This window comes from Streptomyces sp. NBC_01428, from assembly GCF_036231965.1.
Taxonomy (GTDB): Bacteria; Actinomycetota; Actinomycetes; order Streptomycetales; family Streptomycetaceae; genus Streptomyces.
In genome coordinates, this window is the sequence record NZ_CP109499.1 from 5,540,531 (window position 1) to 5,560,332 (window position 19,802).

At 73.6% G+C, this 19,802-nt stretch carries 15 protein-coding genes; 10 read left to right on the top strand and 5 right to left on the bottom strand.

What is annotated here, in order from left to right; genetic code table 11:
• Positions 1-329: 329 nt before the first annotated feature.
• From OG406_RS24070 to OG406_RS24085, 4 genes are all read right to left on the bottom strand, one after another.
• A complete protein-coding gene (locus OG406_RS24070) occupies positions 330-1,331 on the bottom strand; it encodes a DNA-3-methyladenine glycosylase family protein (protein WP_329187697.1) in 1,002 nt (333 codons plus the stop codon).
• A 194-nt stretch (positions 1,332-1,525) separates the two neighbouring features.
• Positions 1,526-2,788 carry a coenzyme F420-0:L-glutamate ligase gene (locus OG406_RS24075; protein ID WP_443067148.1) on the bottom strand — a complete coding sequence of 421 codons (1,263 nt, stop codon included), beginning with the start codon at positions 2,786-2,788 and terminating at the stop codon, positions 1,526-1,528.
• A 98-nt stretch (positions 2,789-2,886) separates the two neighbouring features.
• A complete protein-coding gene (gene cofD, locus OG406_RS24080; protein WP_266848107.1) occupies positions 2,887-3,870 on the bottom strand; it encodes a 2-phospho-L-lactate transferase in 984 nt (327 codons plus the stop codon).
• A 42-nt stretch (positions 3,871-3,912) separates the two neighbouring features.
• Positions 3,913-4,437 carry a cysteine dioxygenase gene (locus OG406_RS24085; protein ID WP_266848109.1) on the bottom strand — a complete coding sequence of 175 codons (525 nt, stop codon included), beginning with the start codon at positions 4,435-4,437 and terminating at the stop codon, positions 3,913-3,915.
• Positions 4,438-5,170: 733 nt separating this feature from the next.
• Here OG406_RS24085 and OG406_RS24090 point away from each other — a divergent pair.
• From OG406_RS24090 to OG406_RS24100, 3 genes are all read left to right on the top strand, one after another.
• Positions 5,171-5,434, top strand: coding sequence for a WhiB family transcriptional regulator (locus OG406_RS24090; protein WP_003975777.1), 264 nt, complete (start codon positions 5,171-5,173; stop codon positions 5,432-5,434).
• A 275-nt stretch (positions 5,435-5,709) separates the two neighbouring features.
• Entirely contained in the window at positions 5,710-9,414 is a 3,705-nt protein-coding gene (locus OG406_RS24095; RefSeq protein ID WP_329187703.1) for a glycosyltransferase family 2 protein, read from the top strand.
• Positions 9,411-10,901 carry a DUF5719 family protein gene (locus tag OG406_RS24100; protein WP_329187705.1) on the top strand — a complete coding sequence of 497 codons (1,491 nt, stop codon included), beginning with the start codon at positions 9,411-9,413 and terminating at the stop codon, positions 10,899-10,901. Before OG406_RS24095 ends, OG406_RS24100 begins: the two co-directional genes overlap by 4 nt.
• A gap of 69 nt (positions 10,902-10,970) precedes the next feature.
• Here OG406_RS24100 and OG406_RS24105 read toward each other — a convergent pair whose 3' ends face one another.
• Complete coding sequence (locus OG406_RS24105; protein ID WP_164373093.1) at positions 10,971-11,420, bottom strand: metallopeptidase family protein; 450 nt, start codon at positions 11,418-11,420, stop codon at positions 10,971-10,973.
• A gap of 270 nt (positions 11,421-11,690) precedes the next feature.
• On the opposite strand from OG406_RS24105, the gene OG406_RS24110 reads away from it, so the two are divergent.
• From OG406_RS24110 to OG406_RS24140, 7 genes are all read left to right on the top strand, one after another.
• Complete coding sequence (locus OG406_RS24110; protein WP_164373087.1) at positions 11,691-12,161, top strand: DUF3499 domain-containing protein; 471 nt, start codon at positions 11,691-11,693, stop codon at positions 12,159-12,161.
• Between the two features lie 268 nt (positions 12,162-12,429).
• On the top strand, positions 12,430-14,046 hold the full coding sequence (locus tag OG406_RS24115) for an L-lactate permease (protein WP_329187707.1): 1,617 nt from the start codon (positions 12,430-12,432) through the stop codon (positions 14,044-14,046).
• Between the two features lie 160 nt (positions 14,047-14,206).
• Positions 14,207-15,574 (top strand): phosphomannomutase/phosphoglucomutase, encoded by a 1,368-nt coding sequence (locus tag OG406_RS24120; RefSeq protein ID WP_266848117.1) that lies wholly within the window; start codon positions 14,207-14,209, stop codon positions 15,572-15,574.
• Between the two features lie 192 nt (positions 15,575-15,766).
• Positions 15,767-15,937 carry a Trm112 family protein gene (locus OG406_RS24125; protein WP_078943765.1) on the top strand — a complete coding sequence of 57 codons (171 nt, stop codon included), beginning with the start codon at positions 15,767-15,769 and terminating at the stop codon, positions 15,935-15,937.
• 299 nt (positions 15,938-16,236) lie between these two features.
• A complete protein-coding gene (locus OG406_RS24130) occupies positions 16,237-17,364 on the top strand; it encodes an SIS domain-containing protein (RefSeq protein ID WP_326843044.1) in 1,128 nt (375 codons plus the stop codon).
• A 127-nt stretch (positions 17,365-17,491) separates the two neighbouring features.
• Positions 17,492-18,643 carry a mannose-6-phosphate isomerase, class I gene (gene manA, locus OG406_RS24135; RefSeq protein WP_329187711.1) on the top strand — a complete coding sequence of 384 codons (1,152 nt, stop codon included), beginning with the start codon at positions 17,492-17,494 and terminating at the stop codon, positions 18,641-18,643.
• 141 nt (positions 18,644-18,784) lie between these two features.
• A complete protein-coding gene (locus OG406_RS24140; RefSeq protein WP_164373781.1) occupies positions 18,785-19,765 on the top strand; it encodes a cation diffusion facilitator family transporter in 981 nt (326 codons plus the stop codon).
• Positions 19,766-19,802: the final 37 nt, after the last annotated feature.

Here is a 19,802-nt window from a genome sequence, read left to right on the forward strand (position 1 = left end):
AGCCCCTCCGGCGGTCACTGTTCGAGCCCCTCCGGCGGGAGAATCCAGCCCCTCCGGCGGTCACTGCTGAGCTTCTCCGGCGGGAAAATCCAGTCGCTCCAGCGGTCACTGTTCGAGCCCCTCGGGAGGAAAAATCCAGCCCCTCCGGCGTTTGAGGAGCGGGGTCCGGGGCGGAGCCCCGGGTACGGGACGGGCAGGGGCGGAGGGGGCGACATCCCGCTGTACCCGAGGCACGCAGGGGACCCCGGCCCATCGGAAGCGAGAGGAAGGCCGGCGGAACCCGGGGACACCAGGGAAGCCGGGCGGACGAAGCCGAAGGCGAGCCCCGCCTAGAGCTTCCCGATGTCACCCCGGGGCATCTTGGGCACGCGCCGCGCAGGCGTCCGCCCCGACAACAGGATCAGCCGAGCCGCCCGATGCCGCTGCCCGGCATACGGCTCCAGCAACTCCAGCATCACCGCGTCGTCCGCGTCCCGGTCCCCCGCGAGCGCGTACCCGACGATCCCGGGGAGATGAAGATCCCCCACGGTCACGGAATCGGCCGCACCGTGACTGCGCTGCACGACCTCCGCGGAGGTCCAGGGCCCGATCCCGGACACCAGCTCCAGCCGCTCCCGCGCCCGCACGGGATCGAGCCGCACGGCCTCCTCCAGCCGGGGAGCGACCCGTACGGCCCGCAGGATCGTGGACGCCCGCTTGTCGTCGACACCGGCGCGGTGCCACTCCCAGGAGGGGATCAGCGCCCAGGTCCGGGGCGCCGGCATGACGTACATGCGCTCGGGCGCGGGTCCCGGCGCGGGCTCGCCGAACTTCCGGACGAGCAGCCGCCACGCCCGGTACGCCTCGTCGGTGGTGACCTTCTGCTCCAGGACGGACGGGATCAGCGACTCCATGACGAGTCCGGTCCGCACCAGCCGCAGTCCCGGGCGCCGGTGCCGGGTGACCGCGAGGAGGCGGTGCCGGGGTTCGAAGGCGTCGGGGTCGTCGGCCGCGCCGAGCAACTCCGGGAGCCGGTCGAGCAGCCAGTCGGCGCCGGGTCCCCAGGCCTCGCCCCGGGCCGTTCCGTCCCGCAGCGTCACGCGCAGAGTGCCGGGCCCGGCGGGGGTGCGGCAGACCCGCCACACCGAGCCGTCGGGTGTCGTACGGAACGTCGGATCGCCGGGGCCGCGGCGGAGCGGCCCGAGCACCAGCCCGAGGTCGAGCGGCCCCGCGGGGTCCCAGCTACGGACGCGGGCGGGTTCGGCGGCCTGCCGCGGCACTCCGCCGGGCACCACGACATGTCCGCCGCGCACGGTCGTACGCGTCGGCCGGGGAGCGAAACGTCCAGCCACGGATGAGGTCCTAGGGGTGCTCGGGGTGCCCTACGAGGGTAGGCGCTCGCCCGGCCGAAAACGCACCGTTCGCGGCACCGTGCGGTCCGCCCCTCCGCGAACCCCCTCACCGCACGGTCCACGGCCCGACCGGCCGCGGTGCGGTCCACGGGGCCTGACCGGGCCCCGGGCGGTCCGCCCCCTTCGCGCCCCCCTCACCGCACCTCGACGAACGCCTCCGCGTCCCGTGCCGGACGGTCCCGGGGTTCCTCCGCCGCGTGGCCCACGGCCACCGCGCCCATCGGGTCCCAGTTCGCCGGCAGGTCCAGCGCCGCGCGGACGACGTCACGGCAGAACATCGTCGACGACACCCAGGCGGAGCCGAGCCGTTCCCCGGCCAGGGCGACCAGGAAGTTCTGCACGCCCGCGCCCGTGGCGACCACGAACATCTCGCGCTCGGCGCCGTCCCGCCGGGCGTCGCCGTAGGTGTGGGAGCCGTCCATGACCAGACACGGCACCACCAGATACGGCGCGTTGCGCAGCACGTCGCCGCGGCGGACCCGCTTGGCGACGGACTCCTCGCTCTTCCCGTCGGCCCGCAGGTCGGCGCGCCAGGCGTCCCGCATGGCGTCGAGTAGCCGTGTCCGTGACTCCTGCGACTCCAGGAGCACGAACCGCCAGGGAGTGGTGTGGTGCGGCGCGGGGGCGGTCACGGCCGCGGCGACCGCCCGGCGCACGGCACCGGGGTCGACGGGTTCGTCCGTGAAGGCCCGGACCGTGCGCCGCTGGGTGACCGCTTCCCGGACGGCCTCCGAGGTGCCGAGCCGGAACATGTCGTCGCGGGCGTCCCGGACGATGGCCCGTGCCCCCTCGCCGTCGCCGTCGGCCACCAGGTGGGCGAGTCCGCGCACGACGGCGACGGGGAGCCCGGAGGCCTTGCCCTTCACGAGGTCACCGGCGGCGGCGAGTTCGTCGGCCGTGGCGACGACGGTCGCGCTGAGCGGATTGCCGTGCGCGTCGGTGCCGCCGCGCAGGTCGTCGAGCACCTGGACGCCCGCCGCGCCGATGGCGACGTCGGTGAGCCCGGTGCGCCAAGGGCGCCCGAAGGTGTCCGTGACGACGACGCCGACGTCGACTCCGAGGGTGTCCCGCAGCCCGTCGCGAATCGCCCGCGCGGACGCGTCGGGGTCCTCTGGCAGCAGGAGCACGGTCCCGGCGGGCGTGTTGGAGGCGTCGACCCCGGCGGCGGCCATCACGAGCCCCTGCCGGTTCTCGACGATCCGCAGCGCGCCGCGGCGCGCCACGACCCGGACGGTCTCGGCGTCGATGGCCGCCTCGCGGTCCACGGCCTCGACGATCCGGCCCTCCGCCTTGGAGACGATCTTGGAGGTGACGAGGAGCACGTCCCCGTCGGCCAGGCCGGGCCCGGCGGCCGCGATGAGTTTCGCGAGGTCGTCGCCCGGCCGCACCTCGGGCAGTCCGGTCGGCGCCCAGACCCGGTAGCCGGGCGCGACCTGCTCCGCCGGCTCTTCCCGGCCCGAGGGCCACGGCGTGTCCGCCGCATGGTTCCTGGTGGTCACGGAGTCCGTACCTCCTCCGCCAGGGTGAGCGCCTCGCGGGCCATCCGCGCCGTCGCGTCGAGGTCGGTCATCATCAGCGGGACGGCCCGGCAGCGGATGCCGGCGCTCTCGACGCGCTCCACCACGGAGGCGTCCACGGTGTCGACGAGCCAGCCGTCCAGGAGTCCCGAGCCGTAGTGCTCGGCCACGGCGGCGGCGGTGGACTCGACGCCGACGGCGGCGAGCACCTTGTCGGCCATGCCGCGCACGGGCGCGTCGCCGACGATGGGGGAGAGGCCGACCACGGGCACGCCCGCCTCGGCGATCGCCTCGCGGATGCCGGGCACGGCGAGGATGGTGCCGACGGAGACGACGGGGTTGGACGGCGGGAAGAGGATGACGTCGGCCTCGCCGATGGCTTCGAGGACCCCGGGGGCCGGCTTGGCCTGCTCGGCACCCACCGGCACGATCGCCTCGGCGGGCACGGAGGCCCGCAGGCGCACCCAGTACTCCTGGAAGTGGATCACCTTGCGCTCGCCGGCGCCTCCGGCCGCGTCGCCGTCCGGCAGCGTGACGGCGACGTGCGTCTCGACGCGGTCGTCCGACATGGGGATGAGCCGCACGCCCGGCTTCCACCGGTCGCAGAGCGCCTCGGTGACGGCGCTGAGCGGATAGCCCGCGCCGAGCATCTGCGTGCGCACGATGTGCGTCGCGAAGTCGCGGTCGCCGAGTCCGAACCACTCCGGTCCGACCCCGTACGCCGCGAGCTCCTCCTTCAGATGGAAGGTCTCCTCGGCACGGCCCCAGCCCTGCTCCTCGTTGATGCCGCCGCCGAGCGTGTACATCACCGTGTCGAGGTCCGGGCAGACCTTCAGCCCGAAGAGGTGGATGTCGTCGCCGGTGTTGCCGATGACCGTGATGTCCGCGTCCGGGACGGCCCGCTGGAGACCACGCAGGAACCGTGCACCACCGATACCGCCTGCCAGAACCACAATGCGCATGGGGTTCAGTCTTGCAGGCGGCGACGACGGCGTGTCAGCCGGTCACGCGACCTCGGCCCCCGCGGGCGCGCCGTCCGGCTCCACGCTCCCGGCGACCGCGCAACGCGCCGCGTGCATCGGCATCTCCGTGAGACCCGGGTAGTAGACGTGCAGACTCACGGCCCCTTCGAGCGAGTCGTTGACGACCTCGTGGGCGTAGCCGGGTGCGAACACCCGCTGCGCGCCGGAGCTCAGGGCGCGTGTGCCGCGCTCCGTGCGCTCGGTCAGCGCGCCGTCGAGGACGGTCAGTACGCCGGAGGAGCCGCCGTGGTCGTGCAGTCCGCTGCCCTGGCCGGGCACCCAGGAGAGCAGCCAGACCTCGTAGCCGGGGCCGGTGCGCAGCCGGTGGTACCAGCGTGAGGTGGCGTCGTACTCGACGAGGTGCTCCCACTGGGAGCGGTCGGCGGCGATGGAGCGTGCCATGCCGACGAAGTCGGCCACGGTGACGGGGTGTTCGCGCGGCGGCTGGAGCAGGTGCGGTACTTCGAGGATGTCGCCGGCGATCTGGAGGTCGCTGTCGCTGTTCATGGGTGCGGTGGTTCCTCGGCAGAAGAGTGCTGGGGTGTCGCTGGCCGTTTCCGCCCGGGTCGCGAGCGGGGGTTCACGCCCGGGTGGCGGGCGGGAGGGGAGTGCCCTGGTGCGGGCGGTCGCCCGGAGGGGGCGGGAGGTTCGCCTCAGTGGCGGCGAGGCAGCCGGAGCGCGGTAGGGCTCAACAGCTGGAACAGCAACAACAGCTGCGGCGGACGTGGGCAGCACCGTGGGACCCGGCGGTGCGGGTCGAGGTGGATGCCAAGTTCGCGAGCATGCCCATAAGGTCACCGGTTCACACCCCTAATGTCAACTTCATGTCCGTTATGTGGGGGATGTTTCACCTCATCCGGTTCATCTGGCAGGCGAAAGGTTTGTTCACCCGCCTCCCCGGACACATGGCGCACAACCGGGCGCACAAACCTCAGCGCGAGCCCGTGATCCCCATGTGATCAGGTTCGCTTCGAGGTCGGCGTCGGAACGCGATCGAACTCCTGGCCGTCTTCCCCCGTAACGGGAGTGGACGTCCGGTCGGACCCCTTGGGCTGTCAGGGTTTATGCCGATTTGAACACTTTCCGCATAGCCTTGGTTCCGCAGAGTGAATAAGGGGCCCAATAGCAGATCTCGGCTTGACTGGCCCGGATCGGCACACTTGTAATTTCACTCGTGTCGTTCAGCCGAAATCGGTAACGGCAGCATCACGGGGACGCGAAAGACAGACGAGGGGCGCACATGACCGAGCTGGTGCAGCAACTGCTGGTCGACGACGCGGACGAGGAACTCGGCTGGCAGGAGCGCGCGCTGTGCGCCCAGACCGACCCCGAGTCCTTCTTCCCCGAGAAGGGCGGCTCCACCCGCGAGGCCAAGAAGGTCTGCCTCGCCTGTGAGGTCCGCTCCGAGTGCCTCGAATACGCGCTCGCCAACGACGAGCGGTTCGGCATCTGGGGCGGTCTGTCGGAGCGGGAGCGGCGCCGTCTCAAGAAGGCCGCCGTCTGAACGACCGCCTGACGGGCGCTCGCACGAAGAAGGACGCTGTCCGAAAACAGTCGCACGGAAATGCGGACGGAAAACAGCCGCACGCACGCGTGGGAGCCGCTGACCAATCGGCACACACGCTCACGTAACGAACGGCCCGTCGCACGTGGGTTATCCACAGGCGGCGGGCCGTCGTCCTGCCCAGCCGTTAGTGTGGGCCCTCGTCCGAGACGTCCCGCTGTCCCCGCCGGACACAGACGTCCACCGCAGTCCATCGAACCGGGGCCCGTACCTCGATGTCCGTGCACAGCCATTCGGCAGCCCGTCACGACGCAGCTGCCGCACCTGAGTTCCCGCGCCACGTCGTGACCGCGGTGCTCGTCTCCCACGACGGCGCCCGCTGGCTCCCCGAGGCGCTCGCCGGGCTGCTCGGCCAGGAGCGCCCCGTGCAGAACGCGGTGGCGGCCGACACCGGCAGCGCGGACGACTCCGCCCAGCTGCTCACCGACGCCCTCGGTGCCGACCACGTCCTGCACCTCGCCCGCCGCACGGGATTCGGCCAGGCCGTCGAGGAGGCGACCCGCACCGCCGGTCTGCTGACCCCGGACGACCTGCCCTACCTGAAGCGGCCGAGCGGCTGGGACCCCGTCACCCGCAGCTGGCGCGACGACGCCTACGACATGCCGGACCTTCCGTACGGCGAGCCCGAGCAGTGGCTCTGGCTGCTGCACGACGACAGCGCCCCGGAACCCGACGCCCTCGCCCACCTGCTGCGCGTCGTGGAGAACGAACGCGAGCTGGGCCACGAGGTCGCCGTCGTCGGCCCCAAGCTCCGCGGCTGGTACGACCGCCGCCAGCTCCTCGAGGTCGGCGTCACCATCGCCAACTCCGGCCGCCGCTGGACCGGACTCGACCGCCGCGAGCAGGACCAGGGACAGCACGACCACGTCCACCCGGTCCTCTCCGTCTCCACCGCCGGCATGCTCGTCCGCCGCGACGTCTTCGAGGAGCTCGGCGGCTTCGACCGCCGACTGCCCCTGATGCGCGACGACGTCGACCTGTGCTGGCGCGCCCAGGCTGCCGGCCACCGCGTCCTCGTCGCCCCGGAAGCGGTCGTACGGCACGCCGAGGCCGCCTCCCGCGAGCGCCGCACCGTCGACTGCGTGGGCCGCACCTCCGCGTCCCCGCACAAGGTCGACAAGGCGGGCGCCGCCTACACCCTCCTCGTCAACGCCCGCACGGCGCAGCTCCCCTGGATCCTGGTCCGCCTCGTCCTCGGCACCCTGCTGCGCACCGTCGCCTACCTCGTGGGCAAGGTCCCCGGCCAGGCCGTCGACGAGATCCGCGGCCTGCTCGGCACCCTGCTGCGTCCGGAGCGGATCATCGCCGGCCGCCGCAGGCGCGGCCGGCCCCAGGTCGACAAGGGCGAACTGCGCCCGCTGTTCCCGCCGCCCGGCGCGACCGTGCGGGCCACCGTCGAGCAGGTCGCCGGCAATCTGGTGGGCCGCTCCGACGCCGAACTGACCACGGGCGCCGGCCGGCACGGCGGCGCCGTCGAGTCCGGACCCGGCGGCGACGACGGCGACTTCCTGGAGATCGAGCAGTTCGCCCGGCTCAAGCGCATCGCGCGCAACCCCGGTCCGATGGTCTTCCTGGTCCTCCTGTTCGTCTCGCTCCTCGCCTGCCGGGCCCTGCTCGGCGGCGGAGCCCTCGCGGGCGGCTCACTGCTGCCCGCACCGTCGGACGCCTCCGAGCTCTGGGCCCGCTATGCCGACGGCTGGCATCCGGTCGGCGCGGGCGACACCCAGGCCGCCCCGCCCTACCTCGCGCTCGTCGCGCTGCTGGCCTCCCTCCTCCTCGGCTCCACCGGACTCGCGGTCACCGTGCTCCTCGTGGCGTCCGTGCCGCTGGCCGGCTTCGCCGCCTACTTCGCCTCGCGCCCGCTGGTCGAGTCCCGCCTGCTGCGCGCCTGGGCCTCCGTCGCCTACGCCTTCCTGCCCGCCGCCACCGGCGCGCTGGCCGGCGGCCGCATCGGCACGGCCGTCCTCGCGATCCTGCTGCCGCTCCTCGCGCGCGCGGGCGTCGCGGCGAGCGGTCTCGCGCACTCCTCGGGAGCCCGCGGCAGCTGGCGCGCCACCTGGGCCTACGCCCTGCTGCTGACGTTCACCACGGCGTTCACCCCGATCGTCTGGCCCCTCGCGCTGATCCTCGGCCTCGCGCTCCTCGCGGTGCGCCGCAGGGAACTGTCCGCGTACGGACCGCGGTTCCTCGCCCAGCTCGGCACCCCGCTCCTGGTCCTCGCCCCCTGGTCGCTCACGCTGCTGCCGTTCGGCTTCTTCAAGGAAGCCGGCCTGGAGTACGGAGCGAGCGCGGCCTCCGCGCTCGACCTGCTCGGCGCGAGCCCCGGCGGCCCGGGCACGGTCAGCGGCCTGATGCTCTTCGGTGTCGTGCTCGCCGCGCTCGCGGCCCTGCTGCGCACCGACCGCCAGGCGGGGATCAGGACCGCCTGGATCGTCGCCCTGGTGGCACTCGTCCTCGCGGTCCTGTCCAACGGCTCCACCTGGGCCGGCCCCGCCACCCTCGTCTACGGCCTCGCGCTGCTCTCCGCCGCGGCCGTCGGAGCCGACGGAGCCCGCGCGCGGGTGGCCGAGCAGAGCTTCGGCTGGCGTCAGCCGGTCGCCGCGCTCGTCGCGTTCGCCTGCGCCGCGGGACCCCTGCTCATCGCCGCCGGATGGATCATCGGCGGCGCCGACGGACCCGTGGAGCGCCGCGACCCGGTGCAGGTGCCCGCGTTCGTCGCCGAGGAGAGCGGCACCCGCGACCAGGCCCGCACCCTCGTCCTCGACAGCCGGTCCGCCGCCCAGGTCCGCTACACCCTCGTCCGCGGCTCCGGCGCCCGCCTCGGCGACGCCGAACTGGCCTCGGCGGGCGGCGAGAACAAGAAGCTCGACAAGGTCGTCGCCAACCTCGTCGCGGGCTCCGGCGCCGACCAGGCCGACGAACTCGGCGGCTTCGCCGTGCGGTACGTCCTGGTCCGCAAGGGCGCGCCCCGCGAGGTGAGCCGCGTCCTGGACGCCACCCCCGGCCTGACCCGGCTCAGCCAGCAGGACGGCAGCGCCCTGTGGCGCGTCAACCGGCAGGTCTCGCGCGCCGCGATCGTCCCCGCCTCCGGTGAACCCCAGTCCATCGCCGCCGGACCGGTCGAGGTGCACACCACCGTCCCGACCGGCGCCGACGGCCGCGTCCTGCGGCTCGCCGACAGCGCCGACCCGGGCTGGACGGCCACCCTGGACGGCAAGCCCCTCACGCGCACCACGGTCGACGGCTGGGCCCAGGGCTTCGAACTGCCCACGGGCGGCGGACGGCTGGACGTCACCTTCGACGCCCCGCTGAGCCACACCGCCTGGCTGTGGGCCCAGGGCGCGCTCGCCCTCGTCCTCGTGGTGCTCGCCCTGCCGGGCCGCCGCCGCGACGTCGACGACGACCTCCCCGAGGAGCGGGCCGTGCCCGCCCAGGACACCACGGGGGACGGCCGCCGCGCCCGCCGCCTGCGCGCCCAGGCGGAGGCCGAGGCCGAAGGATCCGACGAGGACCTCGACAGCGTCTCCGCCGTGGACGAGGAAGTCCCGGCCGGCACCGTCCCGCACCAGCAGACCTACGGCGAGTGGGACACCCCGAGCTACGCGGGCGCCGAATACGGCACGTACGGCGCCGAGCAGTACGACGGCACCGGTGAGTACGCGACGGGCGGCTACCAGCAGCCGTACCAGGCGGACCCCTACCAGGGCGGCCAGTACGACCCGTACGCCTACGGCGGGACGCCCTACGACCCGGCGTACGGCCAGGGCTACGACGCGAACGGCCGGCCGTACGACGCCCAGGGCCAGGGCCAGGGCCAGGGCTACGGCACGGGCGAGCAGGGCTACGACCCGGCGTACGACCCCACGCAGCCCCCGCCGCACGGCACCGACAGTGAGCGCCCCGACGGGAGCCAGCAGTGAACCGCACCACCCTGTCCCTGATCGCCGGCGCGACCGCGCTCGCCGCCGTCACCGGATTCGCCACGCTCCAGTCCCCGGACGCCTCGGGGGACGACACGGCACGGGCGGCCGCGCGACTGCCCGTGGAGCGCACCAGCCTGCTCTGCCCGCAGCCGAGCACCTCCGACATCGCCGACACCGCGTACACGTCGTTCACCCCCGTCGCGGACGGCGCGGGCGCGGGCGGCAAGGCCGAACTGACGGCGGCCACCGAGGAGTCGGACGGCGGCAAGAAGAGCGGCGGCAAGGCGACCGAGCCCGTCGTGCGGGTCAAGGAGCCGGGCAAGCCCGCGACCGGTGACGCCTCGGGATCCCAGGCGCCCGCGCTCGTCGGCACCGCGGAGGGCAGGTTCGCGCCCGGCTGGACGGTCCAGGAGACCACCGACGTCGCCGTGGGCACCGGACGCGGCCTGCTCGGCACCAACTGCACCGCTCCGGACACCGAGTTCTGGTTCCCGGGCGCGAGCACGGCCGACGACCGCACCGACTATGTGCACTTGACCAACCCGGACGACTCCGCGGCCGTCGTCGACATCGACCTGTACGGCAAGGACGGCACCCTCAAGTCCACGGTGGCCGACGGGATCACGGTCCAGCCGCACGCCAGCGAGCCGATCCTGCTGAACACATTGGCCGGCGACCCGCAGACCAACCTCACGGTGCACGTGACGGTCCGCAGCGGCCGTGTCGGTGCCGCCGTGCAGGCGCTGGACGACAAGATCGGCGGCGACTGGCTGGCCGCCTCCGCCGACCCGGCCGGCAGCCTCGTCCTGCCGGGCATCCCCAAGGACGCGACCTCCGTGCGCCTGGTCGCCTTCGCGCCCGGCGACACGGACGCCGACCTGAAGGTCCGCCTCGCCTCGCCCTCGGGCCTGATCACCCCGGCGGGCCACGAGACGCTGCACGTGAAGGCCGGCATGACCTCCGCCGTCGACCTCGGCGACGTCACCCGCGGCGAGGCCGGCTCCCTGGTGCTCACGCCCAGCGACGCCTCCGTCCCGGTCGTCGCCGCCCTGCGGGTGGTGCGCGGCAAGGGCGACCGGCAGGAGACCGCGTTCATCCCGGCGACCGCCCCCGTCGGCACGCGTGCGACGGCGGCGGACAACAGCGCCAAGGGGTCCACTCTCGCGGTCACCGCCCCGGGCAAGGGGGCCACGGTCAAGGTCACCGCTTCCGCGGGCAGCGGCGGCGGCACGGCGGTCTCGAAGACGTTCACGATCAAGGCCGGCACCACACAGAACGTCGAGGCACCGGTCCCGAGCGGCCTCAAGGGCACCTACGCCCTCACCGTCGAGCCGGTCTCCGGAGGCCCGGTCTACGCCTCCCGGATGCTCGCCGCGCCCCAGGACGGCGTTCCCGCGTTCACCGTCCAGACCCTCCCGGACGACCGGGGCACGGTCTCGGTGCCGGAGGCGGACCAGGACCTCTCGGTGCTGCTCGGGAAGTGAGCCGGGGCGGCCGACCACGTACGGGTGATCCCCGGCCGATGACGCGGCCGGGGCGATCCCGCCCTCGGCTCAGTCCTCGCCGTACCGGGGATCGACCGTCTCCGGGGTCAGCCCCAGCAGCTCCGCGACCTGCTCCACGACGATCTCGTGCACCAGGGCGGCGCGCTCGTCGCGGCCCTTGGTGCGGATCTCGACCGGCCGGCGGTAGACCACCACGCGTGCGGGACGGCCCTCGCGTGCGGCGATCGTGCCCCCCAGGGGCACCGCCTCGTCGCTCCAGCCGTCGCCCGAGCCCTCCAGGCGGGGCACTTCGAGGACCATGAAGTCGATGTCGGCGAGCTGCGGCCAGCGCCGCTCCAGCCGCTCCACGGAGTCCTGCACCAGGTCCGCGAACACTTCGGCGCGGCTCGCCGCGAGAGGCACCTGGGGCGGCGCCACGGGGCCGCGCATGCCGCGGCCATGGCGGTCACGACGGCGGGGACCGGCTGGTGCGGCGGGGGGCGGTACGGGGTTGTCCATCACTGACGAAGAGTAGTCCCCGCCCGGCCCGGCCGCCCGGCCCCACGCTGCGCCGGATCACCGCCCTCCCGGCCGACGCCCGGTGATCCGGCTTCTGTTCCGGATGTCGCCCGATGACCATTCCGGCCAAGGTTGGGCTCGATTCCGTATCTCTCCAGGACCGTCGCTGACATGGCAATTGACCCGATGTGTACCAAGTGGTGATCGGACGCAGGCCTGTTCGGTCCTGCCAGCGGTGATGTCCCCCCAGGTCAGGGGGTGATGATCGCGATGCGGTGTGGGCCGTCTCACAGAACGACACGGTGGGGTGACCTGGGGGAGAGTCGTCGCGGCCCGCTCAAGAGTGCGGTACCGTCCAACGTCGTGAGCCCTGTACGTCGCTGTTCGCGCACCGCTTGCGGCCGTCCCGCCGTCGCGACGCTGACGTACGTCTACGCCGACTCGACCGCGGTCCTCGGCCCGCTCGCCACCTACGCCGAACCCCACTGCTACGACCTGTGCGCCGAGCACTCCGAGCGCCTCACCGCGCCGCGCGGCTGGGAGGTCGTCCGGCTCGCCGACTCCTCGGGTCCCGCCCGCCCGAGCGGTGACGACCTGGAGGCGCTGGCGAACGCGGTGCGCGAGGCGGCCCGCCCGCAGCGGCGCACGGCCGAGGCCGGTGGCGGCAGCGCCCGCTCGGCCGACCCGATGGAGGTCGCACGCCGCGGCCACCTGCGGGTCCTCCGCTCACCGGACAACTGAGCACCCCCGCAGCCCGCCTCGCGCGGCCGGACCGATGGCCCCGGCACCGCTTTCACGCGCCGAGCGTCGACGTCTCCTGGCGGCCCCCCAGGTCCACCCGCTCCGCGCGGCTCCTGGCGCCCGTTCCGGACGCCGTGCCCGCCGAGCGCGGGGCCTCGTCGATCGCATCGGGCCGCGCACACCCATTGACGTGAAGTTGTCGCGGACACGACGATTCCGTCTGCCGTGAGAAACCGCTTTCGCATCACGGAATCCCGGGGAGGCACCCGTGTACGTCCAGGAGCTGGAACCCGTCGCCGACTCGCTCGGCCTGTCCGCCCTCGTGGCCGCCCTGCCCCTCGTCGTCGTGCTGGTCCTGCTCGGCGGTGTCCGCATGCAAGCCCACCTGGCGGGCCTGGCCGGCCTTCTGACGGCCGCACTGGTCGCCTGCCTCGCCTACGGCATGCCGGTCGGTCAGACGCTCTCCAGCGCCGCCCAGGGCGCCGCGTTCGGCCTCTTCCCCATCCTGTGGATCGTCGTCAACGCCCTGTGGGTGTACCGGATGACCGTCCGCACCCGGCACTTCGACATCCTGCGCCGCTCCTTCGGGCGGCTCTCGGACGATCCGCGCATCCAGGCACTCGTCGTCGCGTTCTGCTTCGGCGCGCTCCTCGAAGCCCTCGCCGGTTTCGGCGCACCCGTCGCGATCTGCTCGGTCATGCTGGTCGCCCTCGGCTTCGACCCCGTCCGCGCGGCGGTCGTCGCCCTCGTCGCCAACACCGCCCCGGTCGCCTTCGGCGCGATGGGCACACCGGTCGTGACTCTCGCCCAAGTCACCGGCCTGCCCCTGGACTCGGTCGCCTCCGTGGTGGGCCGGCAGACCCCACTGCTCGCGCTGGTCGTCCCCCTGGTGCTGGTCGGGCTGGTCGACGGCAGACGCGGACTCCGGGAGACCTGGGTGCCCGCCCTGGTGTGCGGAGTCGCCTTCGCCGCCGCCCAGTTCGCCGTCTCCAACTACCTCTCCGCGCAACTCGCCGACATCGCCGCCTCCTTGGCCGGCGCCGCGGCCCTGGTCGCCGTGCCGCGCACCCGCGTGCCCGCCACCGAGTCCGTACGGGCGTCGGTCCTCACCGGCACCCGCAGCGAGGACCTCGACGAGCCGGACCCGCGCCGCGAAGTCCTGCGCGCCTACGCCCCGTACGCCCTGATCGTCGTGGTCTTCTCGGTCGCGCAGATCCCGGTCGTGAAGGACTGGCTCGCGGGGGCGACCCGGACGTACGACTGGCCCTTCCTGGACGTCGTCGGACCGGGCGGCAAGCCGGTGGGCGGGAACGTCTTCACCTGGCCGATCGTGGCGACCGGCGGCACCCTCGTCCTGATCGCCGGGCTGTGCACCGCCGTCGTGCTCGGGGTGCACGCGCGCGTGGCGGTACGGGAATGGCTCGCGACCGTCCACGAGTTGAGGTTCGCGATCCTCACCGTGACGTCCGTGCTGGCGCTGGCCTACGTCATGAACCTCTCCGGACAGGCCGCCACCATCGGCCAGTTCGTGGCGGCCGTCGGAGCCGGGCTCGCCTTCCTGTCACCCGTCCTGGGCTGGTTCGGCGTGGCCGTGTCCGGCTCCGACACCTCGGCGAACGCCCTCTTCGGCGCCCTCCAGGTGAGCGCCGCGAAGGAGTCGGGACTGTCGCCCGAACTCCTCGCCGCCGCCAACAGTTCGGGCGGTGTCCTCGGCAAGATGATCTCGCCGCAGAACCTGACGATCGCCTGCGCGTCGGTCGGGCTCGCGGGCCGGGAGGGCGACCTCCTGCGCAAGGTGCTGCCCTGGAGCCTCGGACTCCTGCTCGTGATGTGTCTCATCGTGGTCGGACAGAGTTCGCCGGTGCTGTCCTGGATGCTGCCCTGAGCCGCGCACCGACCCCTCCCGGGGCCGATGCGTCCCCGCCCGCCCGGGAAGGGACGGTTCCGCAGGTCGCGGTTGTGCTCCACCGCGGCTCGGTACGGCGCCCGGCCGGCGCGGAAGGGTAGTTTGGGCCGACCGAAGTGGACTTCTGGAGGGTTGGCCCGTGACTGCTGATCTGTCGCAGCTCGTGAAGGCGTACGACGTGCGCGGGGTGGTCCCGGACCAGTGGGACGAGCCGCTGGCCGAGCTGTTCGGTGCCGCGTTCGTCCAGGTGACCGGAGCCGACGCCATCGTGATCGGGCACGACATGCGGCCCTCCTCGCCCGGACTGTCCCGGGCCTTCGCGCGCGGAGCGGCCGCCCGCGGCGTCGACGTCACCGAGATCGGCCTCTGCTCGACGGACCAGCTCTACTACGCCTCGGGCGCGTTCACCCTCCCCGGCGCGATGTTCACCGCCTCGCACAACCCCGCCCGGTACAACGGCATCAAGATGTGCCGGGCGGGCGCGGCCCCCGTCGGCCAGGACACCGGCCTGTCCGAGATCCGCCGGCTCGCCGAGTCCTGGCTCGACTCCGGCGCCCCGGCTCCGGCGCCGGACGCGAAGCCCGGCACGATCACGAGCCGCGACACGCTGGAGGACTACGCGGCCTACCTCCGCTCGCTCGTCGACCTGACGTCCGTCCGCCCGCTGAAGGTCGTCGTCGACGCGGGCAACGGCATGGGCGGACACACCGTCCCGACCGTCTTCGCCGGGCTGCCGCTGGAGCTGGTCCCGATGTACTTCGAGCTGGACGGCACCTTCCCCAACCACGAGGCCAACCCGCTCGACCCGGCGAACATCGTGGACCTCCAGAAGCGTGTCCGCGAGGAGGGCGCCGACCTCGGCATCGCCTTCGACGGCGACGCCGACCGCTGCTTCGTCGTGGACGAGCGCGGCGAGCCGGTCTCCCCGTCCGCGATCACCGCGCTGGTGGCCGCCCGCGAACTCGCCAAGCACGGCGGCGGCACCGTCATCCACAACCTCATCACCTCCTGGTCGGTCCCCGAGGTCGTCCGCGAGCACGGCGGCACCCCGGTCCGTACCCGCGTCGGCCACTCCTTCATCAAGGCCGAGATGGCCACGTCCGGCGCGATCTTCGGCGGCGAGCACTCCGCCCACTACTACTTCCGCGACTTCTGGAACGCCGACACGGGCATGCTGGCCGCCCTCCACGTCCTCGCCGCGCTCGGCGGACAGGACGGCCCGCTCTCCGGACTCGTCGCGGAGTACGACCGCTACGCGGGCTCCGGCGAGATCAACTCCACCGTCGACGACCAGGCCGCCCGCCTCGCCGCCGTCCGGGCCGCCTACGAGGGACGCGAGGGCGTCACCATCGACGAACTCGACGGCCTGACGGTCACCACCGAGGACGCCTGGTTCAACGTCCGCCCCTCCAACACCGAACCCCTCCTCCGCCTCAACGCCGAGGCCCGCGACGAGACGACGATGACGAAGGTCCGCGACGAGGTGCTGGCCATCATCCGCGGCTGAGCCCTCCCGCCCGGCGTGCCACGGGCGCGCCGGGCCCTCGCGGACCCGGGACGCGTACACGCCGGAACGGCCGGACACGCCCTGCCGCGCCCGGGCCCGCGCGCCCGACGAACAGGCCCCCGCGCCCCCGCGCCGGGGTTCCCGCAGCGGTACCCTGACCAGGCCGCATCCACCGTTTCGGAAGGACACCCCATGCCGCTCGAAGCCGGCCTCCTGGAGATCCTCGCCTGCCCGGCCTGCCACGCCCCGCTCAAGGAGCAGGAGACCGAGCTGATCTGCACGGGAGCGGACTGCGGCCTCGCCTACCCGGTCCGCGACGGCATCCCCGTCCTCCTGGTCGACGAGGCCCGCCGCCCCGCCTGAGCCGCACCGCCGCCGCCCGCAGGACAGGCCCCCGCGGCGCCGCCCCGGTCCGCACGGCGGGCCGACGGCGCGGCAACCGGCAGCTCCCCTGACCAGCGACGACACGCAACGACAAGCGACCGCGCCGCCGTCGTCCGCACGGGACACCGGCGACGTCCGTCCCGCACGGCGACCGGCGCCGCACCCGGCCGGTCCCCGGTCCGACCCAGCGCCGCTCGGCACCTCACGCGAGCGACCCCGTGCACGCACCGGCGGCCGGCGCGCAGACGCCGCCCCGGCGATCGGAGGCTCCCGACCCCATGCTCGACGAATCGCTGCTCGACGACCCCGACGCACTCGCCCGGGCCGACCGGCGGGCCCTGCTCCGCGGCGCGGCCGAGGCCGGCGCCCGGGTGCGCACCGCGGTCCGGCACGCCGCCGAGGCCGGGATCTCCGAGCTCAAGCCGGACGGCCGCCCCCGCGCCGTCCTGATCGCCGGCCCAGGCATGGCCGCCACCGGCGTCGCCGAGTTCCTCGGCACCCTCGCCGGCGCGAGCTGCCCCGTCACACGGCTCACCCCCCAGGGCGTCGCCCCCGCCGCGGGCGCCCTGCGCTGGGAACTGCCCGGCTGGGCCGGCCCCGTCGACCTCCTGCTGATCGCCACCCCCGACGGCAGCGAACCCGGCCTGGACCTCCTCATCGAGCAGGCCTACCGGCGCGGCTGCACCGTCGCCGCCGTGGCCCCCGCCGGCTCCCCCCTCTCCGGCTGGGTGGCGGGCATCCACGGCCTCTTCGTCCCGATGGCGACCGCCCCGTACGAACCGGAGGAACCGATCGCGGCCTCCGCGCCCGGCGTCCTGTGGGCGCTCCTCACCCCGCTGCTCGCGCTCCTCGACCGCACCGGCCTGGTCTCCGCCCCGCCGGAGGCCCTGCAGAAGGTCGCCGACCGTCTCGACCGCGTCGCCGAACGCTGCGGCCCCGCGATCGCCGCGTACAGCAACCCCGCCAAGACCCTCGCCGTCGAACTGGCCGAGGCCCTCCCGGTCATCTGGACGGAAGGCACCTCGGCCGGACCGGCCGGCCGCCGTTTCACCGCCGCGCTCGCCGAACTCGCGGGCCGCCCCGCGCTGGCCGCCGAACTCCCCGAGGCCCTCGCCTCGCACAGCGTGCTCCTCGCTGGAGCCCTCGCCGCGGGCGCCGACCCCGACGACTTCTTCCGCGACCGCGTCGAGGAGGCCCAGGCGCTGCACGCGCGCGTGGTGCTGCTCCGCGACCGCCCCATCGGCGGGATCAGCGCCGCCCCCGCCGCCCGCGAACTCGCCCTCACCCACGACACCGCGATCAGCGAGCTCGAACCCGAGGAGGGCGGCGAACTGGAGACCCTCGCCGAGCTGATCGCCACCACGGATTTCGCCGCCGTTTACCTGGCGCTCGCCTCGGGGGCCTGACCTGGGGCCGGGGCCCCGCGACCGGCGCCCCGGCCGCGGGTCACCCGACCGCAACCCGCCGCCACGCCTCCCCACCCGGCCCGCACGGAGCGGGCCGCGCAGCGCACGTATGGAGAAGAAGACACCGATGGACCGCCTCGACAACACCGTCCGCCCCTACGCCTGGGGCTCCACCACCGCCATCCCGCACCTGCTCGGCGTGGAACCGACCGGCGAGCCGCAGGCGGAGATGTGGATGGGCGCCCACCCGGGCGCACCTTCGCGCACGGAGCGCGGTCCGCTCGACGAGGTCGTCGCCGAGGACCCGGAGAAGGAACTCGGCCGCGCGGCCGTCGCCAGGTTCGGCCCCCGCCTGCCGTTCCTCCTCAAACTCCTCGCCGCCGGCGCCCCCCTCTCCCTCCAGGTCCACCCCGACCTCGAACAGGCCCGCGAGGGCTACGAGGACGAGGAGAGCCGCGGTGTCCCGATCGACGCCCCGCACCGCAACTACAAGGACGCCAACCACAAGCCCGAACTGATCTGCGCCCTCACCGAGTTCGACGGACTGTGCGGCTTCCGCGCCCCCGAGGAGGCGGCCGACTTCCTCGCCGCCCTCGACGTCGACGCCCTCAAGCCGTACGTCGACCTGCTGCGCGCCCACCCCGAGGAAGCCGCCCTGCGCGAGGTCCTCACGGCCGTCCTCGGCGCCGACCCCGACGAGATGGCCCGCACGGTCACCGAGACCACGGCCGCCTGCGCCCGCCTCGGCGGCGACCACGCCCCGTACGCCGACCTCGCCCACCACTACCCGGGCGACCCCGGGGTCATCGCCGCGATGCTCCTGAACCACGTCCGGCTCCAGCCCGGCGAGGCCCTGTTCCTCGGCGCCGGCATCCCGCACGCGTACCTGAACGGCCTCGGCGTCGAGATCATGGCCAACAGCGACAACGTCCTGCGCTGCGGCCTGACCCCCAAGCACGTCGACGTCCCCGAACTCCTGCGCGTGGTCCGCTTCGAGGCGAGCGACCCCGGCGTCCTGCGCCCCGAGGCGTCCGCCGACGGCGAGGAGCTCTACGCGACCCCCATCGACGAGTTCCGCCTGTCCCGTTACTCCCTCGCCGGGGGCGCCGCCCCCCGCGACCTCACCCGCGACACCCCGCAGATCCTGCTGTGCACAGCGGGCTCCGCGCGCGCCGACGGCATCGACCTGACGCCCGGCCACTCGGTGTTCGTACCGGCCGGCGAAAAGGCCGAAGTGTCCGGGTCCGGCACGATCTTCCGTGCGACAGTGGTGGCCTGACGGGACGACAGCGCAGGCCTGAGGCGCCGCTGCCGGCCCGGGCTGCAAGAATGGCCCACCGCAAAGGGCGGGCAAAGCCCGGACCGGGGTACGAGGGTACGAACGGGGTCCGGACGGCGTACGAAGGGACAGCAGGAGCAGATGAGCGCTTCAGGCGGCACCAAGGCGATCGTGGCGGCACTCGGCGCCAACCTCGCGATCGCGGTAGCGAAGTTCGTGGCGTTCGCGTTCAGCGGGTCCTCCTCGATGCTCGCGGAGGGCGTCCACTCGCTCGCCGACTCAGGCAACCAGGCACTCCTGCTGATCGGCGGCAAGAAGGCCCAGCGTGAGGCCACCCCGGAGCACCCCTTCGGCTACGGCCGCGAGCGCTACATCTACGCGTTCCTCGTCTCGATCGTCCTGTTCTCGGTCGGCGGCATGTTCGCCGTCTACGAGGGCTACGAGAAGATCAAGCACCCGCACGCGATCGAGCACTGGTACTGGCCGGTGGGCGTCCTGGTCTTCGCGATCATCGCCGAGGGCTTCTCGTTCCGTACGGCGATCAAGGAGTCCAACCAGATCCGCGGGACGCACTCCTGGTCCCAGTTCATCCGCCGCGCCAAGGCCCCCGAGCTGCCCGTCGTCCTCCTGGAGGACTTCGGCGCGCTCATCGGTCTGGTCCTGGCCCTGTGCGGTGTCGGCATCGCCCTGCTCACCGGCGACGGCACCTGGGACGGCATCGGCACGGTCTGCATCGGTGTCCTGCTCATCCTGATCGCCCTGGTCCTCGCCGCCGAGACCAAGTCGCTGCTGCTCGGCGAGTCGGCGGGCCCGGAGAACACCACGAAGATCGAGGCCGCGATGGTCGACGGCGACACGGTCACCCGCATCATCCACATGCGCACGCTCCACCTCGGCCCCGAGGAACTCCTCGTCGCCGCGAAGATCGCCGTCCGGCACGACGACACGGCCACCGAGGTCGCCTCCGCGATCAACGCGGCCGAGGCCCGTATCCGCGAGGCCGTCCCGATCGCCCGGGTGATCTACCTGGAGCCGGACATCTACAGCGAGGCGGAGGCCGCCAAGGGCGCCGACCGCGACGCCACCCCCGGCGGACCGGCCCAGTCGCCGTCCGACCACTGACCTCTCGTCCGTACGACGTCGGGGCCCGCCTGAGATC